This window comes from Streptococcus oralis, from assembly GCF_023109315.1.
In the GTDB taxonomy this organism is placed as follows: Bacteria; Bacillota; Bacilli; order Lactobacillales; family Streptococcaceae; genus Streptococcus; species Streptococcus oralis_BS.
In genome coordinates this window covers 22,614-46,385 of sequence record NZ_JALDUF010000010.1, presented here as the reverse complement: position 1 = coordinate 46,385, position 23,772 = coordinate 22,614, and the positions used below count along the sequence as shown (strand labels likewise).

The 23,772-nt window shown below is 42.1% G+C and carries 8 protein-coding genes and 2 pseudogenes; 3 read left to right on the top strand and 7 right to left on the bottom strand.

Features of this window, described 5'->3' with window-relative positions; genetic code table 11:
• Nucleotides 1-5,890: Cna B-type domain-containing protein (locus M1F74_RS09720; RefSeq protein WP_247946992.1), on the bottom strand; the 5,890-nt coding region annotated here is incomplete at its 3' end.
• A gap of 288 nt (nucleotides 5,891-6,178) precedes the next feature.
• Here M1F74_RS09720 and M1F74_RS09715 point away from each other — a divergent pair.
• Nucleotides 6,179-6,322, top strand: a pseudogene (locus M1F74_RS09715) (ISL3 family transposase); the annotation flags it as partial.
• A gap of 71 nt (nucleotides 6,323-6,393) precedes the next feature.
• Here M1F74_RS09715 and rpoC read toward each other — a convergent pair.
• Both rpoC and rpoB read right to left on the bottom strand, forming a co-directional pair.
• On the bottom strand, nucleotides 6,394-10,059 hold the full coding sequence (gene rpoC / locus M1F74_RS09710; RefSeq protein WP_247946991.1) for a DNA-directed RNA polymerase subunit beta': 3,666 nt from the start codon (nucleotides 10,057-10,059) through the stop codon (nucleotides 6,394-6,396).
• A gap of 32 nt (nucleotides 10,060-10,091) precedes the next feature.
• Entirely contained in the window at nucleotides 10,092-13,703 is a 3,612-nt protein-coding gene (gene rpoB / locus M1F74_RS09705) for a DNA-directed RNA polymerase subunit beta (protein WP_061598817.1), read from the bottom strand.
• A 442-nt stretch (nucleotides 13,704-14,145) separates the two neighbouring features.
• On the opposite strand from rpoB, the gene M1F74_RS09700 reads away from it, so the two are divergent.
• Nucleotides 14,146-17,862, top strand: coding sequence for a pullulanase (locus M1F74_RS09700; protein WP_247946990.1), 3,717 nt, complete (start codon nucleotides 14,146-14,148; stop codon nucleotides 17,860-17,862).
• Nucleotides 17,863-18,064: 202 nt separating this feature from the next.
• Here M1F74_RS09700 and M1F74_RS09695 read toward each other — a convergent pair.
• The 3 genes and pseudogenes from M1F74_RS09695 to glmS form a co-directional block, all read right to left on the bottom strand.
• Nucleotides 18,065-18,568: pseudogene (locus tag M1F74_RS09695) on the bottom strand (amino acid ABC transporter ATP-binding protein); the annotation flags it as partial.
• Nucleotides 18,569-18,673: 105 nt separating this feature from the next.
• On the bottom strand, nucleotides 18,674-19,726 hold the full coding sequence (locus M1F74_RS09690) for an LLM class flavin-dependent oxidoreductase (protein ID WP_247946989.1): 1,053 nt from the start codon (nucleotides 19,724-19,726) through the stop codon (nucleotides 18,674-18,676).
• A gap of 111 nt (nucleotides 19,727-19,837) precedes the next feature.
• A complete protein-coding gene (gene glmS / locus M1F74_RS09685; RefSeq protein ID WP_247946988.1) occupies nucleotides 19,838-21,646 on the bottom strand; it encodes a glutamine--fructose-6-phosphate transaminase (isomerizing) in 1,809 nt (602 codons plus the stop codon).
• A 214-nt stretch (nucleotides 21,647-21,860) separates the two neighbouring features.
• Between glmS and M1F74_RS09680 the strand changes: the two genes are divergently transcribed.
• Entirely contained in the window at nucleotides 21,861-22,274 is a 414-nt protein-coding gene (locus M1F74_RS09680) for an EamA family transporter (RefSeq protein WP_045617748.1), read from the top strand.
• A 38-nt stretch (nucleotides 22,275-22,312) separates the two neighbouring features.
• Here M1F74_RS09680 and M1F74_RS09675 read toward each other — a convergent pair whose 3' ends face one another.
• The gene (locus tag M1F74_RS09675) at nucleotides 22,313-23,692 is read right to left on the bottom strand and encodes a glycoside hydrolase family 1 protein (protein ID WP_247946987.1); all 1,380 of its coding nucleotides are present in this window, start codon (nucleotides 23,690-23,692) and stop codon (nucleotides 22,313-22,315) included.
• Nucleotides 23,693-23,772: the final 80 nt, after the last annotated feature.

Genomic DNA, 23,772 nt, shown 5'->3' with positions numbered 1-23,772 from the left:
TGATGATGGTGAAGCCTTCTTTCATGCTTCCTGCGTAACCGACTCCATACCATTTGCCTGTCACTTGAATGTTGTTTAAGATTTCGCCAACTTCTTTGACGGTGTACTGATGAACTTCGCCACCGAGGATCGCAGAGACTGGCTGTTGCTCAAAGCTGGCTGTCCAGTTGTTGGCTTTGGTCAACTCTTGTACTTGACCTGTGGCCACGCCGTCTTTATAGAGTTCGACTGTGACACTGTCTACAGGCGCGGATACATCGTTACCAGCTGAATCTTTCCATTCTTTTGTGACGGTGATAGATCGGGTTGGTGGGACCATTGGAGCCCACGGAGTCTTTTCTTTATTGCTAATCGTGAAGCCATCTTTCATGCTTCCTGCGTAACCGACTCCATACCACTTGCCTGCAAGTGAAATGTTGTTTAAGATTTCGCCAACTTCTTTAATGGTATATTCATGAGCCGCTCCACCCAAAATCGCGGATACTGGTAATTGCTCAAAGGTGGCTGTCCAGTTATTGGCTGACTTCAACTCTTGTACTTGACCTGTGGCTACGCCGTCTTTATAGAGTTCTACTTTGACACTATCTACAGGCGCGGATACATCGTTACCAGCTGAGTCTTGCCACTCTTTTGTGACCGTGATCGCTCGGGTTGGAATTTCCATTGGTGCCCATATTAAAGACCAAATTGCATATAACTCTACATCTTTATCAATTGTTCCTGTCTTAAATGTATCTCCCTTTGAATACATAGTGCCTTTACCGTCAGCTTGTGTATTCCATCCCTTGAAGAGATATCCAGATCGTTTCATCGTACCTGCATCTAAGACAGTTACCTTATCAGTATCGGCATCATTTCCATTTTCTGTAATGGATGGATAGTATTCGTTATTATCCTTTGGTGCTTCTCCAGTTACATCAGCGTGATTTTTATTATAATTTACCTTTCCATAAACAATAATATCGTACTCCGCCTTTACGGTATCTTCAGGTATTGCCTGATCGCTACTAGCTAATGTGTTTGTTGTTGTAACTTCAGCTTTAATTTTTCCCGTAGACTTTCCTCTTATTTTACCACCACCATCAACATCAGCCACATCATTTTGCAACTCAATATATTTTAATTCAGGAGATACAGTAGGATGATCACTTGTTGCAACAGCTTTTGCCGCTCCTTCTTCTGACTCTTCTCCAACATGTATCTTAACAGGCTCTGTTTTTATCTTGGGTACTCTTATAAGTCCGCAACCTATAATTTCAAGAGGTTTTTCTTTTACTAATTCAGGTAATTCAGCTGTTATATAGCTTGTTCTATCAAAGTCAGAATTTTTTGTTTCTTCCATATCAGAATGATTTGCTTTCAATGTTAGTTTAGTTTCGCCATCTGGCATCGTAACTTTTACCCATTGACCAGCCTCATTCATAAAACTCTTTAATTCATATTTTCCATTTTCATCTGTAGTTGAACTATGAATCAAAGTATTAGCAGGAATTAACTTGTTATTAATAGTCATATCATGATTAGGAGAATATAGTTCAAGTTTAACACCTTTTGCTTTTGTTTCCCCCTCATCAAGTTTTCCATTTTCATTTTTATCCCACCATACATCTGATGAAATAACTGCATAATTCCCATAAATATATTTTGCAGGATTTATATATCCACTCGTTTTAACTCCTGTATAATCAGTCGTTTCAAAACTTCCACCAATGTATGCTTCAAGCTCATCAATAGTAGTTTTTTCATGAGTCTTAAGTGGTAATTTAATATTTACTTGACTACCTTTAGGAAGTTCTCCCAAATCAAGTTTAACATGGGTTACTTTTCCCCAATCTTTTACATCCGCTGCAGAAATAAATGTATTTCCACCATCTATGCTATAACTAAATTCTTGTTTACCAGGACGACTATCTCCCATTACCTCAACTTCACCAGTCAAATACATATCCACTTGTGTTTTTGGTGTTTGAACAGTTTCATTATTTTGTGTATAGGATATAGATTTATCCTTTTTAGGAATTTCTAAGATAGCCTTAAAGTCCTTAAATCCATCTGAGTCTGGAGCTTGAACGAAGAAGTCTCCACGTAAATTATCTCTTTCATCTGGATAGAAAGTCTGTGTAGGAAATTTACTTCCCGCTGTTCCATAGACGATATTATCATATTTCCCAGGGAATATATTTGATCCTACCGCCGTATTCTTGGATACAACAACTTCCACCTTGCTCAAATCAATTCCAAATAATTTCTTTTCCTTCGTAGCATCAAGAGCTTTTGCAGCATTTTCAGAAAGTTGGAATAAATCTCCTTCAAGCTTTGCATGGCTATAATATTCATTTTTACTTCCATCCAGCTTCGTTTCAAGTGGGCTCATATCATAATAAACCATTCCATATGGACGATGCTCATTTTCTCCTGGAGATGTAACACTTGTGTATCTAAAACTCTTCAGTGCAATGACAACTGGAGCTTCCATAAATTTAAGTACACTATCATTGTAGTAATAATAGTAAGAAAAAGCTTTATTCTTAGTAATTTCTCTAAATTGTCTATTTAAAGCTTGTATGCCCGCTTCTGTAATAGACATTTTAATCCATACTCTACCATCAGCATCTGTAACTTGTTTAATAATAACATTGCCAGATGCATTATCAAATCCTAAAAACTTACACTTATCTACATCTGCAGCAAATTGTTTATCTTTTATTTCTACATAAGCGGATTCAGGAATTCCATAAGGCATCTTACCCGCTTCAGGCATGTCTGAGTTCATAGCATAAGCGTAAGCTTTTGTATTAAATTTAACCTTTTGAGTACTTGTTCCTGATTGAGAAATAGAATTATTTGTATCATTACCTGAAGGCTCAATCACATTATCGGCAGTCTTATTTGTAACGATATAAGTTCTAGTAAGAATACCATAACGTTGCGGTAGTTTTATACTATTCCATGTTCTACCACCAAAGTCTTGCCCTTTTCCTGCATCATGAATATGATTTGAATCTCTACAACTTTCATTATAGTATTTACCTTCTAAATTCTGAATAAAGTAATTAGGTCCATACCAAGCAACTCCCTTTTCCTTCTCTATCGTCAATGGATTGCCTTTAAAATCAGTATTTCTAAGTTCATATTCAATATTGGAAAATAATACTGCTTCTCCTGTTTCTTTATCGGCAAATGGCTCAATATTATATACTCCATCATAAGTTAAAACAATACTTGATAGATGTTCAATATCCCTATTAATTCCAAGGTCTATTTTTGTTCCATCTTCGATATTTCCAATATTATATACTTTTTCTGTACCCTCTATTCCAAGTACATTATCCGCAGTTTTATAAATGATTTTCCAACCACTTAAGGATTTATTTGCTGTAAATTTCCCAGTCAAAAGTCCAGTTTTGTCAGCCTTAGTATCAAGTCCTTTGACATTCAAAGTTCCTACTGTCATATCAATTCTAGGATTTTTCGTTACTGGAGAAAATTCTTTCTTCGTTCCATAATCAAAGAACAACTTCCAAGTATCATAAAAAGTCCCATTCTCCGCTTGGTTTGGATATAATACATTTTCCTTTAATCTATCACCAGTACTCTCAGCTTTCAAAGGTGTACATTTCTTTTGAGTTACAGTTGTCCAGAAGAAATCATCCTTTGCTTTTCCACTCACATTATTAACAGGACTTTTCACAGCTTTATTAGCTTCATAATCAAAATTATCATTTGCATCCGCAGTTGGATCAGTTGATTTTGCAGCATATTTCACCTGCAAATGTCCTGTAGCTGTAGGAGTAACATAAATATCAAATTTACTTTGAGCAAATGACTGTCTTCTAACATTTTCGTTATATCTTCCTGCAAAATGTGTACTAGCATTAAAGGTGTCGTTATTCAAATACTCCCAATGAACGTCAACCTTAGTTACTCTTCCACCAGAAGTATCAAACTTGACTTCCGGAAAATTATGGACTTTATTTGCTAAATGAATAGGAGAGTTAACTTCTGCTGTATGTTCATTACCATCTGCTGTAGTATAAACTACTTTTGCTACTTTATAAGAATCTGTATTCCATGTTTGAGCAGTTCCTTTCCATGCAGTAGGTTGAATTTCTTCAGGAAACTCATAAGTTTCAACTGTCGCACCAGTCTTATTCTTTGGAAAATACTCATTCCATTCTCCGTTAGCATCTTTTAGAATATAATATTCATTACTTAAACGTGTATAGCCAACATCAGAATACTTTGCATCTGCAGAAACTGCATTTGCAGTATAAAATCCTCCTGCATTTTTATAAAGTTGATATCCAGGTCCAGCAAAACTATGAATTTCATATCCATCGACAGTATTGGCTTTCATAGTTTTAATCTTTACGCCTTGTCCATCAGCACTGATAACAACTTCCTTTTTGCCGTCTGTACCATTTGGAGTTTCAAAAACAAATTCAGGTGTTGTAGCTTCATATAAAGTATCTGAACCAATATTGTCGATTCCATCAGGAACTTGCCAAATAGGTGAAAATCCCTTTGTAAATGCATCGTTCCATTTGTGGTCACTTCCATTATTATAGAGAGGTTTCCTTGGTGTTATGAGATAATAATTTCCCTTTCCATCACCATCATTTTTCATTTCACTGACTGTCGCATAATAAGCAAGATCTAAATCATATAAACCATTTCTGATTTGTAATTTTTGTAAAATGAAATTTCCTTCAACACTTCCATTTTTCGGAACATAAACCTTGATATGTTTTAAACTCATTAGAGGAGTATCCGCGTCATGAATTGTTCCTTGCTTATAATAATAGTAATCTTTGTTACCAGTAAATGGACCACTTGCAGGATCTGTATCATAAAATCTTATGAATCCAGAATTCGCAATCTTCGCCAGACTACTTGCATTTAGATGACGATTTCCTGTTACTGTAGTTTTAGGATCGTCATAATTTGTTGGTGACATTCTCCATTTATATTCTGATGAATTTCCTGTACTATTAATCGGTGTGTTATTTTCTCCTTCACAGGCAGTAACATTCAGTTTTGTTTCAAGTTTTCCTTCAGCAATCCACTTTTTACATTCTTCATCTGTTAAACTACGTCTATTAAAGGCGATATTAAATACCAAACTTGAACCTCCGCCCAAAGATCGAAGGAAATTATCATTGATATCATAGATAATTTTTGTAACTTTATCATAATTAGTTTGTGCTGCTGAATCTAATGGTATTACATTCCCCCTTGCATCAAGCAATGTAATTTTTTCAAACTGAACTCCTTCAATTCCGGGATTCGCTAATTTAAATCCGTAAGTTGGTAAATCGACAACAATTTTTTGATCTCCAAACTCATTACTCCCATCATCTTTTGTACGGAAAAAAGGAGTATAGTTTATGGTAAACAATGTATCCGTCATAGTTGCCAAATTATATGGATTTACTGATGTTCCATCTCCATTTGATGTATCTTTAATCTTATGATTGTCATCATATACCATAAGTTTACCATTATCCATTGGAGCTCCGGGATTCAAAGAAACTGATTTCGTTAAAGAGTTATTAAATTTAGGCTTAATTGTTTCTTCTTTAACTTCTGACTCCTCATCTTTTACTTCAGCTTGATTGTCCTTTTTATCTTCTTGTTCTTCAGGATTTATCTTTTCTTCAGCTTCCTTATCATTTTTTTTAGAATCTGTTTTATTGTCCCGTTTATCTGCTTGTTCCTCAGGATCTATCTTTTCTTTAGTTTCCTTATCAGTTTTTTTGACATCTGTAATTGTATCTTTAGCTATTACTCCCTCTGCAAAAGCAATAGTATTCGGAACAATTATCCCTAATAGTATTATAACAACTAAGAAAAAAGCTGTTACTTTTTGCAATGTCATCCTATTATTCATCAAATCTTCTCCACTCAAATCCATATTAAAATATTTTATATTTCAATCTTGAAAATAAAAATTTATTTTTAGATAGTAATTAAATGCCTATAAATATAGCATATCTATAGCAGTTTAAGCATTGAATATTATACCAAGAACAGTTTGAAAAATCTACCTTTTTCATTCATTTTAGCTCTATAATATTTGTAGTGGATAACACCTCCTCAGATATTATGGAGCTTTTTAAACGCAGACAAAAAGTAGCACAAAAACTATAATGAAAGCACCACAGAATTGCTCGAAATAAAATTGGAGGCGACCAACACGCTCGTCAAGAACATGAGACGTCATGCATTCGATTTTTGAAACTTTAAAAACATTAAAACTAAAATTCTTGTCGCTTTCAACATTACAAAAGAAAGAACCAATATGATTCTCTCTCGTACTTAGTTATATGTTGCCCACTACAGTTGAAAAAGAGGCCAAACAAAAGAGAACCCGAAGGTTCTCTTGTTTACTTTTTATTCTACAGTTTCTTCAGATTGGATTTCCACAGTTTCATCCACTGGAGCAAGTTCTGCCTCCTCTTGTTCAGGAGCCAGATATTCTGCGTCATTGATTGCCTGTGGTTCAAGGTTACGGTAGCGAGCCATACCAGTACCTGCTGGGATGATCTTACCGATGATAACATTTTCCTTAAGTCCAAGGAGATGGTCTTTCTTACCACGGATGGCTGCATCTGTAAGGACACGAGTTGTTTCCTGGAAGGAAGCCGCTGACAAGAAACTGTTTGTTTCAAGTGAGGCTTTGGTGATTCCCATAAGGACTGGGCGACCAGTCGCTGGAACTCCACCGGCGATAAGGACATCTTTGTTCGCATCTGTAAAATCGTTGATGTCTAAAAGGGTACCCATGAGAAGATCTGTATCACCTGGATCCATGACACGGACTTTACGGATCATTTGACGAACCATAACCTCGATGTGTTTGTCACCGATTTCTACCCCTTGGCTACGGTAAACTTTTTGGACTTCACCGAGGAGGTAAGTTTCAACTGATAAGACATCACGAACAGCAAGGAGACGTTTTGGTTGGATAGAACCTTCTGTCAATGCTGCACCGCGAGAGACTTGGTCTCCAACTTCGACACGCATACGTGCTGTAAATGGAACCACGTACTCACCTTCGCCAGTTTCACCCTTAACAAAGACTTTCTTGGTACGGGTTGACGCGTCTTCTTCGATAGCTGTAACTTGTCCTTTGACCTCTGTGATGACCGCTTCCCCTTTAGGATTGCGGGCTTCAAAGATTTCTTGGACACGAGGAAGACCTTGAGTGATATCGGTATTTGAGGCAACCCCACCCGTGTGGAAGGTACGCATTGTAAGCTGTGTACCAGGTTCCCCGATAGATTGGGCAGCGATTGTACCAACTGCTTCACCAACTTCAACCGCATCACCAGTCGCCAAGTTGATACCGTAACAGTGACGGCAAACACCATGACGAGTGTTACATGTAAATACGGAACGGATAGTCACTTCTTCCACACCAGCATTGACAATCTCGCGTGCCTTGTCTTCTGTGATTAACTCATTTGGACCAATGATAACTTCGCCAGTTTCTGGGTGTTTAACAGTTTTCTTAGTGTAACGACCATTGAGACGTTCTTCAAGAGACTCGATCATCTCTTTTCCTTCCGCGATAGAGCGGATCAAGAGACCACGGTCTGTTCCACAGTCGTCCTCACGGATGATAACGTCTTGGGCGACGTCAACCAAACGACGAGTCAAGTAACCTGAGTCGGCTGTCTTAAGGGCCGTATCGGTCATACCTTTACGGGCACCGTGAGTTGAGAAGAACATTTCGAGTACTGACAAACCTTCGCGGAAGTTTGAAAGGATTGGCAATTCCATGATACGTCCGTTCGGAGCGGCCATCAGACCACGCATACCGGCAAGTTGTGAGAAGTTCGAGATGTTACCACGAGCTCCTGAGTCCATCATCATAACGATTGGGTTCTTCGGATCTTGGTTATCGACCAAGCGTTTTTCCAATTTCTCACGAGCTGCACGCCATTCAGCTGTAACAGCATTGTAACGTTCATCATCAGTGATCAAACCACGACGGAACTGTTTTGTGATTTGTTCTACACGCTTATGAGATTCTTCAATGATTTCAGCCTTGTCTTCAACCACTGGGATATCAGCAATCCCCACTGTCAATCCAGCAAGTGTTGAATGATGATAGCCTAAGTCTTTCAATCGGTCCAAGAATGCAGAGGTTTCTGTTGTACGGAAACGTTTGAAAATCTCAGCGATGATATTTCCAAGGTTTTTCTTCTTGAATGGAGGATTGAGTTCAAGGTTGCGAATGGCTTCCTTGATATCGCCACCTAGTGGCAAGAAGTACTTAGCCGGAAGCCCTTCTGTCAAGTTCGCATTATTTGGTTCTTGCAAGTAAGGTAGACCCTCTGGCATGATGTCGTTGAAGAGGATTTTACCAACTGTTGTAAGCAAGACCTTGTGCTTTTGCTCTTCTGTCCATGGTTTGTTGAGGCTGTCTGTCGCGATACCAACACGTGAGTGGAGGTGAACATAGCCATTGCGATAAGCCATAACAGCTTCGTCCCGATCTTTGAAGACCATTCCTTCACCTTCACGGCCAGCTTCTTCCATAGTCAAGTAGTAGTTACCCAAAACCATGTCCTGAGATGGAGTAACAACTGGTTTACCATCTTTCGGGTTCAAGATATGCTCAGCAGCCAACATCAAGATACGAGCTTCTGCTTGAGCTTCTTCTGAAAGCGGTACGTGGATGGCCATTTGGTCCCCGTCAAAGTCGGCATTGTAGGCTTCACAGACAAGCGGGTGCAAACGAAGGGCCTTACCATCGATCAAGACTGGCTCGAAAGCTTGGATACCCAAACGGTGAAGGGTCGGTGCGCGGTTCAAAAGTACTGGGTGTTCTTTGATTACTTCTTCAAGGATGTCCCAGATACGTTCATCTCCGCGTTCTACCAAGCGTTTAGCTGCTTTGACGTTTTGCACGATGTCGCGGGCAACGATTTCACGCATCACAAATGGTTTAAAGAGCTCGATCGCCATTTCACGTGGCACACCACATTGGTACATCTTAAGAGTTGGACCAACGGCGATAACGGAACGTCCTGAGAAGTCAACACGTTTACCGAGCAAGTTTTGACGGAAGCGTCCTTGTTTACCTTTGAGCATGTGGCTCAATGATTTCAGCGGACGGCTACCTGGTCCTGTGATTGGTCGGCCACGACGACCATTGTCAATCAAAGCGTCAACCGCTTCTTGAAGCATACGCTTCTCATTTTGAACAATGATACCTGGTGCATTCAACTCAAGCAAGCGAGCCAAACGGTTGTTACGGTTAATAACACGGCGGTAAAGGTCGTTCAAGTCAGATGAGGCAAAGCGGCCACCATCCAACTGCAACATTGGACGAAGGTCTGGTGGAATAACCGGAAGGATATTGAGAATCATCCATTCAGGTTTGTTTCCAGACTTGTAAAAGGCATCCAAAACATCCAAACGACGGATGGCTTTGACACGTTTTTGTCCAGTAGCTGTTTTCAACTCTTCTTTGAGTTCAGTAATTTCTTTTTCAAGATCTACTTGTTTCAAAAGGTCTTGGATGGCTTCGGCACCCATCTTGGCAACGAATGATCCATAACCATACTCACGCAAGCGCTCACGGTATTCGCGCTCTGTCATGATAGACTTGTGCTCAAGTGGTGTATCCTTAGGATCAATCACCACATAAGCCGCAAAGTAGATAACTTCCTCGAGGGCACGAGGGCTCATATCAAGGGTCAAGCCCATACGGCTTGGAATTCCCTTGAAATACCAGATGTGAGATACAGGAGCTTTCAACTCGATGTGCCCCATACGCTCACGACGAACTTTTGTACGCGTTACTTCAACCCCACAACGGTCACAAACAATCCCTCTGTAACGAATGCGTTTGTACTTACCACAAGCACATTCCCAGTCTTTTGTAGGACCAAAGATGACTTCGTCAAAGAGTCCTTCACGTTCTGGTTTCAAGGTACGGTAATTGATTGTTTCAGGTTTTTTGACTTCTCCATAAGACCATGAACGGACTTTGCTTGGAGAAGCTAGGGTGATTTGCATACTTTTAAAACGATTTACATCAACCACTATTTCTTCCCTTTCTATTCTAAGTGAACTGCTTATTCTTGTTCAGCAGCTTCTTCTGTTGCTTCCGCTTTTGTTGCTTTCTCTGCTTCTTCAGCTTCAAAGGCTGCTTTAGCCTCTTGGGCTGCTTTTTCGCGGGCTTTTTCAAGGTCATCTACGTGGATGACATCTTCGTCCATTCCTTCATCCAAGTCGCGAAGTTCCACTTCTTGGTCATCTTCGTCAAGGACACGCATGTCAAGACCAAGAGATTGCAATTCTTTCACAAGAACTCGGAATGATTCTGGAACACCTGGTTTTGGAATTGGTTTTCCTTTTGTAATAGCTTCATAAGCTCTCAAACGTCCGTTAATATCGTCAGACTTGTAAGTCAAGATTTCTTGAAGGACATTTGACGCACCGTAGGCTTCAAGGGCCCAAACCTCCATCTCACCGAAACGTTGTCCACCAAACTGAGCTTTACCTCCAAGTGGCTGTTGGGTAACGGTTGAGTAAGGCCCGACTGAACGCGCGTGCAATTTATCATCAACCATGTGGTGGAGTTTGATCATGTACATGACACCAACTGATACACGGTTGTCAAATGGTTCACCAGTACGGCCATCGTAAAGGATTGTCTTGGCATCGCTATCCATACCTGCTTCTTTAACAGTGTCCCAAAGGTCTTCAGAACTTGCTCCGTCAAAGACTGGTGTTGCGATGTGGATACCAAGAGTACGTGCTGCCATACCAAGGTGAAGCTCCATAACCTGACCGATATTCATACGTGATGGTACCCCAAGTGGGTTCAACATGATATCAACTGGAGTTCCGTCTGGAAGGTAAGGCATGTCTTCTACAGGAACGATACGAGAGACAACCCCTTTGTTTCCGTGACGTCCGGCCATCTTATCTCCGACCTTGATCTTACGTTTTTGAGCGATGTAGACGCGAACCAGCATGTTAACGCCTGATTGCAACTCATCTCCATTTGCACGTGTAAAGATCTTAACATCACGAACGACACCATCGGCACCGTGTGGTACACGAAGAGAAGTATCACGCACCTCACGAGACTTGTCTCCGAAGATAGCGTGCAAGAGGCGTTCTTCAGCTGAAAGATCTTTTTCACCTTTAGGCGTTACTTTACCTACAAGGATATCGCCTTCTTTAACCTCAGCACCGATACGGATAATCCCCATTTCGTCAAGGTTTTTAAGGGCATCTTCCCCAACGTTTGGAATCTCACGAGTAATTTCTTCAGGCCCAAGCTTTGTATCGCGCGTTTCTGATTCGTATTCTTCAAGGTGGACAGATGTGTAGACATCGTCTTTCACCAAGCGTTCGCTCATGATAACGGCATCTTCGAAGTTGTAACCTTCCCAAGTCATGTAGGCAACGATTGGGTTTTGTCCAAGCGCCATTTCTCCATTTTCCATAGAAGGTCCGTCAGCGATAAAGTCGCCTTTTTCAACGACATCACCAACTTTAACGAGAGTCCGTTGGTTGTAGGCAGTACCTGAGTTTGAACGACGGAATTTTTGAATGTGATAAACATCTAGGGAACCATCTTCACGGCGAACTTCTACCTTGTCCGCATCTGCGTAGGTAACTTTACCATCATGCTGAGCAATAACCGCAGCTCCAGAGTCATGGGCTGCTTGGTATTCCATACCAGTACCAACGTAAGGTGCTTTTGGATCAATCAACGGCACAGCCTGACGTTGCATGTTGGCACCCATGAGGGCACGGTTGGAGTCATCGTTTTCCAAGAAAGGAATACATGCAGTCGCAACGGCAACTACCTGTTTTGGTGAAACGTCCATGTAGTCAACTACTTCTGCTGGATACTCTTGGTTGACCCCTTGGTGACGTCCCATGACAACCTTCTCAGCAAAAGTACCATCTTCGTTGAGGCGAGAGTTAGCCTGTGCTACAGTAAATTCATCTTCTTCATCGGCTGTCAACCAAACGATTTCGTTGGTCACAACACCTGTTTCACGGTCAACCTTACGGTATGGTGTTTGAACAAATCCATACTTGTTCAAGTGTCCGTAAGATGACAAGTTATTGATCAAACCGATGTTAGGTCCTTCAGGTGTCTCAATTGGACACATACGACCATAGTGAGTGTAATGCACGTCACGTACTTCATATCCAGCACGGTCACGTGTCAAACCACCAGGTCCCAAGGCTGACAAACGGCGTTTGTGAGACAACTCAGAAAGCGGGTTGTGTTGGTCCATGAACTGGGACAACTGTGAGGAACCAAAGAATTCTTTAACTGCAGCTGTTACAGGACGGATATTGATAATTTGTTGTGGTGTTAAAACTTCATTGTCCTGAACAGACATGCGTTCACGGACATTACGTTCCATACGAGAAAGTCCAAGACGTACTTGGTTGGCAAGCAATTCACCAACTGCACGGATACGACGGTTTCCAAGGTGGTCAATATCATCCACACGTCCGATACCTTCTGCCAAGTTGAGGAAGTAGCTCATTTCAGCAAGGATATCCGCAGGAGTTACAACACGAACCTTGTCATCAGGGTTGGCATTCCCGATGATGGTCACGACGCGGTCTGGATCCGTTGGCGCAACAACCTTGAATTTTTGAAGGACAACCGGTTCAGTCAAAACAGCTGCATCGTTTGGAATATAAACAATCTTGTTCAAGTCGCCATCCAAGTGGTGCTCGATGCTTTCAATCACGCTACGAGTCATAACTGTATTAGCTTCTACCAAAATTTCACCGGTTTCAGGATCTACCAATGGCTCAGCGATGGTTTGGTTGAGCAAGCGTGTTTTGATGTTCAATTTTTTATTAATCTTGTAACGACCAACGGCTGCTAAGTCATAGCGACGTGGATCAAAGAAACGTGCCACAAGCAAGCTACGTGAGCTTTCAGCAGTTTTAGGCTCACCTGGACGAAGGCGTTCGTAAATTTCTTTCAAGGCTTCGTCTGTACGAGAGTCCATTGGATTCTTGTGGATATCTTTTTCAACAGTATTGCGAACCAATTCGCTATCACCAAAGATGTCAAAGATTTCATCATCACCTGAGAAACCAAGCGCACGAACCAAGGTCGTAAATGGAATCTTACGAGTACGGTCGATACGAGTATAAGCGATGTCTTTTGAGTCGCTTTCAAGTTCCAACCAAGCTCCACGGTTAGGGATAACAGTAGAACCGTAACCCACTTTACCGTTCTTGTCTACTTTGTCATTAAAGTAAACACCTGGTGAGCGAACCAACTGAGAAACGATAATACGTTCACCACCATTGATGATGAAAGTACCCATCTCAGTCATGATTGGGAAATCACCAAAGAAGACTTCTTGGGTCTTGATTTCGCCAGTTTCCTTATTGATCAAGCGGAAGGTTACAAAAATTGGTGCTGAGTAGCTAGCATCGTGGATACGAGCTTCTTCGAGCGTGTATTTTGGTTCCTTGATTTCATAGCCAACAAATTCCAACTCCATTGTGTCTGTGAAGTTTGAAATTGGCAATACATCTTCAAATACTTCCTTAAGTCCGTGGTCTAGGAAATCTTTGAATGAATCCGTTTGAATTTCAATCAAATTTGGTAAGTCAAGAACTTCTTTGATTCTTGAAAAACTACGACGGGTACGATGTTTCCCGTATTGAACGTCATGTCCTGCCAAGATGATTCTCCTTTGTAAATAAATTCCAAGCCTTATCAATCAGGCTTTTCTAATCGTCATATGGTTTTAAAAACCCCTATCACCGTGTCCCTTTGATGAATTTTCAGAATCTTTAAATCTTTGTTACAAGCACTCAAAAACCTGAAAAAAAGCACAAAAAGAGCAGCTAAATCTGACTTTTTCAGAAGATTTAACTGCTGTGAGCCTTGTCTGGACAATATTTCAGACAAAACCTACGACAAATGATTACTCATATTATACCTTATTTAGCCAGATTTTTCAAGGTTTTTTTACTACTTTTTAAACAATCTTTTCCTATATATTATTTTAAAATTTCAAGAGAATGAAGCATTATATTTTCTCTTCAAAACTAGGAAAACGCTTGCACTAATGTTTACCTCGTGCTATACTGTTAGGGAACAACTACACAAGGAGAATTGTGATGAAAAAGATCCCATCTCAAACTGAGAAAAAAATGATTTATGGTATCCGTTCCTTGAAGAACGGAACTGGTTCTATCCTTATTGGTGCCAGCATTGTCTTGCTTTCTGCTGCAATGCCAACTATTTCAGCTAACGAAAACCTTCCTCAAACTCAGGAAAATACTAGCGCTGTGACCAAGGCCCCTACTGAGACTGAAACGAGTCAAACTCAAAAGGAAACGCCTATTTCTGAACAAAAGAATGCAAACGCTTCCCTTGACACTAAAAAGGAAGCCCTAGCAACTGACACTGCTCTAGCAGCTGAAACACCTAAAAAAGAAGACGCTACTACAAGCCAGCCCAACAGCAAAGAAGAGAAAGTAGATACTAGCACTTCGACGCCAAGTTCTGATCAAAAACCACAAGCAGACACTAGTTCTGAAGAACCAATCGAAGACAACTACTTCCGCATTCATGTGAAAAAACTTCCTGAGGAAAACAAGGATTCCCAAGGTCTTTGGACTTGGGACGATGTTGAAAAACCTTCTGAAAACTGGCCCAATGGAGCCAAGTCCTTCAAGGATGCCAAGCAAGATGACTACGGCTATTATCTAGATGTCAAACTCAAAAATGAGCAAGCCAAGAAAGTCAGCTTCCTTATCAACAATACCAAGGGGGATAACCTGACAGGGGACCGTTCGGTAGAGCGCCTCTCTCCAAAAATGAACGAGGCCTGGCTAGATGAAAACTACAAGGTATACAACTACCGTCCTCAACCAGCAGGAACTGTCCGTGTCAACTACTATCGCACCGACGGGAACTATGACAAAAAATCTCTCTGGTATTGGGGCGATGTCAAGAATCCAAGCAGTGGAGAATGGCCTGACGGGACAGACTTTACTGCAACTGGAAAATATGGCCGTTACATTGATATTCCACTCAATGAAGCTGCAAGAGAATTTGGATTTTTATTACTAGACGAAAGCAAGAAAGGCGATGATGTGAAAATCCGAAAAGAGGATTACAAATTTACAGATTTGAAAAATCACAGTCAAATCTTTCTCAAAGATGATGACGAAACCATCTACACCAACCCCTATTACGTGCACGACATCCGCATGACTGGTGCTCAACACGTAGCTAAGTCTCGTATTGAAAGCAGCTTTTCTACCCTAGTCGGAGCCAAGAAAGAAGACATTCTTAAGCACTCCAACATCACTGACCATCAAGGGAACAAAGTAGCCATCACAGACGTGGAAGTAGATGAAGCTGGTAAGAAAGTGACCTACATTGGCGACTTCTCTGATACCCAACACCCTTACACTGTCAGCTACAATTCAGACCGTTTTACCACACGTTCAAGCTGGCGCCTCAAGGATGAGACCTACAGTTATGACGGTCCACTCGGCGCAACCCTAAAAGAAGATGGCAAGCGTGTCGACCTTACCCTCTGGTCTCCAAGTGCTGATAAGGTTTCCGTTGTCGTCTATGACAAGAAAGACCCTGAAAAAGTGGTCGGAACTGTCGCTCTTGAAAAAGGAGAAAAAGGAACCTGGAAACAAACTTTGGACGCAAACTCAGGTCTAGGTATCAGCAACTACACTGGCTACTACTACCACTACCAAATCGAGCGCCAAGGTAAAACTGTCCTCGTTCTTGACCCTTATGCCAAATCATTAGCGGCTTGGAATAGCGACCTAGCAAAAACAGATGCCGCTCATAAGGTCGCTAAAGCTGCCTTCGTCGATCCAGCAAAGTTAGGTCCGCAAGACTTGACCTATGGGAAGATTCGAAACTTCAAATCGCGTGAAGATGCCGTTATCTACGAAGCTCATGTTCGTGACTTCACTTCGGATCCTGCCATCGCAAAAGACTTGACCAAGCCATTTGGTACCTTTGAAGCCTTTATCGAAAAACTAGACTATCTAAAAGACTTGGGTGTGACTCATATCCAACTCCTTCCAGTCTTGTCCTACTACTTTGTCAACGAATTGAAGAACCAAGAACGTTTGTCTGCCTATGCTTCAAGCAACAGCAACTACAACTGGGGATATGACCCTCAAAACTACTTCTCCTTGACTGGTATGTACTCAAGCGATCCTAAGGATCCAGAAAAACGTATTGCCGAATTCAAAAACCTCATCAACGAAATCCACAAACGTGGCATGGGGGCTATCTTGGACGTGGTCTACAACCATACTGCCAACGTTGATATTTTTGAGGATATTGAGCCAAACTACTATCACTTTATGGACGCAGACGGAACTCCACGTACTAGCTTTGGTGGTGGACGTTTGGGAACTACCCACTACATGTCTAAACGTGTCTTGGTAGACTCTATCAAGTATCTGGTTGAAACCTACAAAGTGGATGGTTTCCGCTTCGATATGATGGGTGATCACGATGCAGCTTCTATTGAAGAAGCTTACAAGGCTGCACGCGCCCTCAATCCAAATCTTATCATGCTAGGTGAAGGCTGGAGAACCTATACTGGTGATGAAAATACGCCTGTACAACCTGCTGACCAAGATTGGATGAAGAAAACAGATACTGTCGCTGTCTTTTCAGACGACATCCGTAACAACCTCAAGTCTGGCTATCCAAACGAAGGTCAACCTGCCTTTATCACAGGTGGCAAACGCGATATCAATACCATCTTTAAAAATCTCATTGCCCAACCAACTAACTTTGAGGCTGACAATCCTGGAGATGTTATCCAGTATATCGCAGCCCATGATAACTTGACCCTCTTTGACATCATTGCCCAGTCTATCAAAAAAGACCCTAGCAAGGCGGAAAACTACGCTGAGATTCATCGCCGTTTGCGACTTGGAAATCTCATGGTCTTGACTGCTCAAGGAACTCCGTTTATCCACTCTGGTCAAGAATATGGACGTACCAAACAATTCCTTGATCCAGCCTATAAGACTCCTGTTCCAGAGGATAAGGTTCCAAACAAGTCTCACTTGTTGCGTGACAAGGACGGCAAGCCATTTGTCTATCCTTACTTTATCCATGACTCTTACGACTCTAGTGATGCTGTCAACAAGTTTGATTGGACTAAGGCTACAGATGGCGAAGCATATCCTGAAAATGTCAAGAGCCGTGACTACATGAAAGGTCTGATTGCCCTTCGTCAATCTACAGACGCCTTCCGACTCAAGAGTCTACAAGATATCAAAGAGCGCGTCCAACTCATTACTGTCCCAGGCCAAAATGGCGTTGAAAAAGAAGACGTGGTCATCGGCTACCAAATCACTGCTCCAAACGGTGATGTCTACGCTGTCTTTGTCAATGCGGATGATAAGGCTCGCGAATTTACTCTAGGAACTGCCTTTGCTCACTTGAGAAAGGCTGAAGTCCTGGCAGACGAAAACCAAGCCGGACCAGTAGGAATTGCTAACCCTCAAGGTATCGAATGGACTGAAAAAGGCTTGAAATTGAACGCTCTCACTGCCGTTGTTCTCCGCTTGTCTCAAGGTGGCGCCATCGTCGCTCCAGCTGTGGAAGAAAAACCAGAATTTGATCTTTCTAGCTTGGAAGTTGAACCAGAACAAGGCCAAGCTCAAAACCTAGTAGCCAATCCTGAAACTCAAGAAACTGCTGCAGAGGCTCTTTCTCGGAAAGTCCTTCCTAACACAGGAACTGAGAGTAAATCCCTCCTTGTCCTTGCTGGATTCAGTATCCTTGCCCTTCTCGGACTTGGATGGTTGATAAAAAACAAGAAAGAGAACTGATACTCAATGAAAATCAAAGAGTAAACTAGAAAGCTAGCCACAGGCTGCTCAAAGCACAGCTTTGAGGTTGTAGATAAGGCGAAGTTGACCTGGTTTGAAGATATTTTCAAAGAATATAACCTAGCCCTCCTATAGAGAAAACACCCCATGGTCAGAAGAATCTTCTAGTCATGGGGTGTTGTTTTTATGATACACTTATCTATCAAATCATATATTCTACACTATAGCTAGCATCTGATAAGATACGAGCCAGGAACTGCTTGGTTCGTTCTTCTTGTGGACGACTAAAGAAATCGTGGGGATTGTTCTCCTCTACGATACGGCCTCTGTCCATGAAAATAACGTGGTTAGCGACATCTCTAGCAAATCCCATCTCATGCGTGACGATCACCATGGTCACACCTTCTCCCGCCAACTGTTTCAGAACATCCAAAACATCTCCAACCAACTCAGAATCTAGTGCCGATGTTGGTTCATCTAGCAAAATGACCTCGGGCTTGACGGCAATGGCACGCGCAATTCCTATTCGTTGTTGTTGCCCTCCAGATAGCTGGGAAGGGTAGTAGTCTTTGTAGGCCAGTAAACCAACTTTTTCTAAGGCAGATTCTGCACGTTTGAGCGCTTCTTCCTTGGGAACTCTACGAGCTATAATTAGGCCTTCTAGAATATTTTCCAGAGCAGTTTTATTTGCAAAGAGATTGTAGAAAGAAGCAATCTCTTCGGTAAAGGTCTCTCGAATCGCTTGTACCACTTCCACCTGTTGCTGAATCCATAGGTGTTCCTCACCAATAGACTCAACTGATTGAATTTTTTATAACCCCTCTTTCATGGCAAAGTAAGCACGTATTTTGGGCGCCACTTGTGTGCCGAAGAGTTCAATAGCTCTCAAAACTTGATCATGTGGCATAGAACCAAGCGGTAGATGGAGCATAAAACGGTCCAAGTCTAAATCCTCAATCATGCGAATCAATTTTTCTGCTACCTGATCTGGATTTCCCACAAACATGGCACCATTTGGACCAACTTGCTCCAAATATTGCTCATAGATCAACTCCTGCCAGTGTGGACGGTCCTTGGAAATCGCATCCACCACTTGCTTGGTCGGATGGAAATAATCTTTTACAGCCTGTTCGCCATCCTCAGCAATCCAGCCCCAAGAATGAGCTCCCACTTTCAGGTCTTTATCCGCATGACCGGCTTCGCTCCCAATCTCACGATAAGCCTGAATCAACTTTTTAAAATAACGCGGATTGCCACCGATAATGGCATAGACAATCGGCAACCCCGCCTGAGCAATCTTCACTGTTGACTCTACATGACCACCTGTCGCCACCCACAATGGCAATTTGTCCTGAACAGGACGAGGATAGACTTCTTTTCCAGCAATGCTTTGGGTCAATTGCCCCTGCCAATTCACTTTGGTGCTTTCATTTGCCAGCTGAAGCAGGTCTAACTTTTCATCAAAAAGAGTTTCGTAGTCTTTCAAGTCATAGCCAAACAGAGGAAATGATTCCGTGAATGAACCACGCCCTGCCATAATCTCTGCACGACCATTTGACAAGGCATCGATGGTAGCATATTGTTGGAACAAGCGAATCGGATCCATACTCGAGAGAATGCTGACTGCACTGGTCAAACGAATCTTCTTGGTATTAACCGCACCAGCTGCAAGAACAATCTCTGGCGCCGATACCGCAAAGTCCTCCCGATGATGCTCCCCAATCCCGTACACATCCAAACCAACCTTATCAGCTAGCTCTATCTCTGCCACCAACTGACGAATGCGTTCATCATGACTATAAATCTGCCTAGTTGCTTCCAGAGCAGTTGTTTCACCAAATGTTGAAATTCCTAATTCTACCATCCTATTTCCTCGCTATCTCTTTTAGTTTTTAGGGTATTTTATCACTAATTAGTTTTATTTTCAATGAATTTGCTCATTAGAAAAAGCCTAGATCAACTAGACTTTCTTAGCTTATTCTACTGTTACTGACTTAGCAAGGTTACGTGGTTTGTCCACATCGAGTCCACGGTGTAGAGTTGCAAAGTAAGCGACCAATTGCGTTGGTACGACCATTGAGATTGGTGAAAGGTATGGGTGTACAGTCGTAAGGACGATATCGTCTGTCTCTTTAGCAACATTCTCTTCTGCGATAGTGAGAACCTTGGCACCACGGGCTGCGACCTCTTGGATATTTCCACGAGTATGGTTGGCAAGGACTGAATCTGATAAGAGGGCCAAGACAGGCGTTCCTTCTTCAATCAAGGCAATGGTTCCATGCTTGAGTTCTCCAGCCGCAAAACCTTCACACTGGATGTAAGAAATCTCTTTTAGCTTAAGACTGGCTTCCATGGCTACATAGTAGTCTTGACCACGTCCGATGTAAAAGGCGTTGCGAGTTGTTTCAAGAAGGTCACGAACTTTAGCATCAATGGTTTCTTTCTCAGAAAGAGTTGATTCGATAGACTGAGCTACGATTGACAACTCATGAACCAGGTCAAAGGCTTGGGCTTTGGCATTGCCGTTTGCTTCTCCAACTGCTTTTGCAAGGAAGGCAAGGGCTGCGATTTGCGCCGTATAGGCCTTTGTTGATGCTACGGCAATTTCAGGACCCGCGTGAAGAAGCATGGTATGGTTGGCTTCACGTGAAAGAGTTGAACCTGGCACGTTTGTCACTGTCAAACTCGGAATGCCCATTTCATTAGCCTTAACCAAAACCTGACGGCTGTCAGCTGTTTCACCAGACTGGCTGATAAAGATGAAGAGCGGTTTCTTGCTGAGAAGTGGCATACCGTAGCCCCACTCAGATGAAATTCCAAGTTCAACTGGTGTATCCGTCAATTCTTCCAGCATCTTCTTAGAAGCAAATCCTGCGTGGTAAGATGTTCCAGCTGCAAGGATGTAGATGCGATCTGCGTCTTGAACAGCCTTGATGATAGCTGGATCTACGACAACTTGACCTGCCTCATCTGTGTAGGCTTGGATGAGTTTACGCATAACAGTTGGTTGCTCATCGATTTCCTTGAGCATGTAGTAAGGGTAAGTCCCCTTACCGATATCTGACAAGTCTAGCTCAGCAGTGTAGCTAGCGCGCTCACGGCGATTGCCATCATAGTCTTGAACTTCGACACTATCAGCCTTGACGATTACCAACTCTTGGTCATGAATTTCCATGTATTGGTTGGTCTCACGAATCATAGCCATGGCATCTGAGCAGACCATGTTGTAGCCTTCTCCAAGACCAATCAAGAGTGGTGATTTGTTCTTAGCGACATAGATGACATCTGGATTTTCAGAGTCAACCAAGGCAAAGGCATAAGAACCACGGATGATGTGAAGAGCTTTTTTGAAGGCTTCAAGAACTGAAAGACCATCTTCTTCTGCAAATTTCCCAATCAAGTGAACGGCGATTTCCGTATCTGTTTGCCCCTTGAAGTGGTGACCTGCAAGGTATTCTTCCTTGATTTCGAGATAGTTTTCAATCACCCCATTGTGCACCAAGACAAAACGTCCTGTCTCAGAGCGGTGTGGGTGAGCATTGTCCTCAGTTGGTTTCCCATGAGTTGCCCAACGCGTATGCCCGATACCAGTTGTTCCCTCAACACCAGCTGTCTTAGCAGACAATTCTGCAATACGACCAACAGCCTTAACTAGATGATTTTCAGCACCACCTAGGACAAAAATCCCCGCAGAATCATAGCCACGGTATTCGAGCTTTTCAAGCCCTTGAATCAAAATATCAGTTGCATTTGTGTTTCCAACAACACCAACAATTCCACACATAGTATATACGACACAGACCAGCTGTGCTTTCTCCTTAAATTGGTATAGTCTGATTTTCGTTTTACAGAACCAGCAAAGACAGTATATACTTGTTTTTATCACTTGTCAAGGATAAAAATTGGTATAGTTTTCTATCTGATATTTTATCAGAATTTCACTTGATACCTGACAAGTCAGCATCAATTACTTATAATAAAAAGAGGAGGTATTTGCCATGTGGTTTTTCTTCGCACTTTTATCAGCTGTCTTTGCAGCCTTAACGTCAATTTTAGCCAAGATTGGGATTGAGGGAGTTCCATCCAATCTAGCAACCGCTATTCGTACGGTCGTTGTCATTCTTATGGCCTGGGCCATGGTTTTCTTGACCAATAGTCAGACCGAAATTGTCAACATCAGTAGAAAAAGTTGGCTCTTTCTCATCTTATCAGGCTTGGCCACTGGCGCCTCCTGGCTCTGCTACTACAAGGCCCTACAGATGGGCAATGCGACTGAGGTATCTGCTGTCGATAAATTCAGTCTCGTCATTACCCTCGTTCTAGCCTTTTTCTTCCTACAAGATATCCTGACGTTTAAAACAATTGTTGGCTGTATCCTGATTACGATCGGAACCTTGGTGATGATATTGTAATAAAAAGTGAGATGAACACCATCTCACTTTTTTTATTTTTAAAATCCATTATGATCGCTGAGTTCCTTGAACCAGTGCCCTGATTTCTTCAGACGGCGTTCTTGTGTTTCCAAGTCTAATTCAACCAAACCATAGCGGTTTTTATAGCTATTGAGCCATGACCAGCAATCAATAAAGGTCCAGATTAAGTAGCCCTTACAGTTAGCACCGTCTTCAATCGCACGGTATAGTTCACGAAGATGCCCTTTGACAAAGTCGATACGATAGTCGTCTTGAATCATGCCATTCTCACGGAATTTTTCTTCCCCTTCAACACCCATGCCATTCTCTGTCAACATCCACTCGATATTACCATAGTTTTCCTTGATATTTTGGGCGATATCATAAATTCCCTGCTCGTAGATTTCCCAACCGCGGTGAGGATTGATTTTACGGCCCGGCATGATATAAGGCTCGTAAAAATGTTCTGGCAAGAGGGGACTGTCTGGATGTTTAGCAAAACGCGGCGCCATAACGCGCAAAGGTTGGTAGTAATTGACTCCAAGAAAGTCCACTGCGTGCTCCCGAATGACTTCCAACTCTTCTTCTGTAGAATCTGGTAGTAAATCATGCTCAGCTAAAATTTCCACCAATTCCTCTGGATAAGCTCCCAAGACAGACGGGTCTAGGAAAGATTGGGCTTGAAAAAGATCCGCAATACGAGCTGCTTTCACATCCGCAGGATGTTGACTACGTGGGTAGGCTGGTGTCAAGTTGAGGACAATCCCAATCTTGGAATCAGGTAAAAGCTCATGACAGGCCTTCACCGCAAGACTACTAGCCAGTTGCGTATTATAGGCTACCTGAACCGCTGCTTTGGCATCTACCTTGTGTGGATAATGGGCATCATAAAAATAACCAAACTCAACAGGAACGATAGGCTCATTGAAGGTAATCCATTGGTCCACCAAGTCACCGTAGGTCTCAAAACAGAAACGCGCATAGTCTTCGTAAGCCTTGATAGTTGCCTTATTTTCCCAACCATCCCCATCTTCTTGCAGGGCAAAAGGAAGGTCAAAGTGATAGAGATTGACTAAAAGACGAATCCCCTTGGCCTTAATGGCTTCAAAGACCTGACGGTAGAAAGCCACTCCTTGAGGATTGATCTCTCCACGGCCTTGCGGGAAAAGTCGAGACCACTGAATAGAAGTGCGAAAGGCCGTATGACCTGTTTCTACCAGGAGCTCGATATCCTTTTCCCAGTTTTCGTAAAAGGTTGATGTTTTATCTGGACCAATCTCATTATAGTAGCGATTGGGTTCTACTTGGTACCAATAATCCCAGAGATTATCTCCCTTACCATCACCAGCTACACGTCCTTCTGTCTGTGGGCCAGAAGTCGAGGAGCCCCAGACAAAGTCCTTTGGAAATTTTAGCATACTTATACCTCTTAACTTGATTATGTATTTATTCATTCCCATTATATAGAAAAAACAAGGTAAAAACTAGTTACATTTTT

What these genes read in the sequence shown, in the direction of transcription:
- glmS (WP_247946988.1), bottom strand. Translation starts at nt 21,646, where the DNA reads ATGTGTGGAATTGTTGGTGTTGTTGGAAACACAAATGCAACTGATATT.
- M1F74_RS09700 (WP_247946990.1), top strand. Translation starts at nt 14,146, where the DNA reads ATGAAAAAGATCCCATCTCAAACTGAGAAAAAAATGATTTATGGTATC.
- M1F74_RS09680 (WP_045617748.1), top strand. Translation starts at nt 21,861, where the DNA reads ATGTGGTTTTTCTTCGCACTTTTATCAGCTGTCTTTGCAGCCTTAACG.
- M1F74_RS09675 (WP_247946987.1), bottom strand. Translation starts at nt 23,692, where the DNA reads ATGCTAAAATTTCCAAAGGACTTTGTCTGGGGCTCCTCGACTTCTGGC.
- M1F74_RS09690 (WP_247946989.1), bottom strand. Translation starts at nt 19,726, where the DNA reads ATGGTAGAATTAGGAATTTCAACATTTGGTGAAACAACTGCTCTGGAA.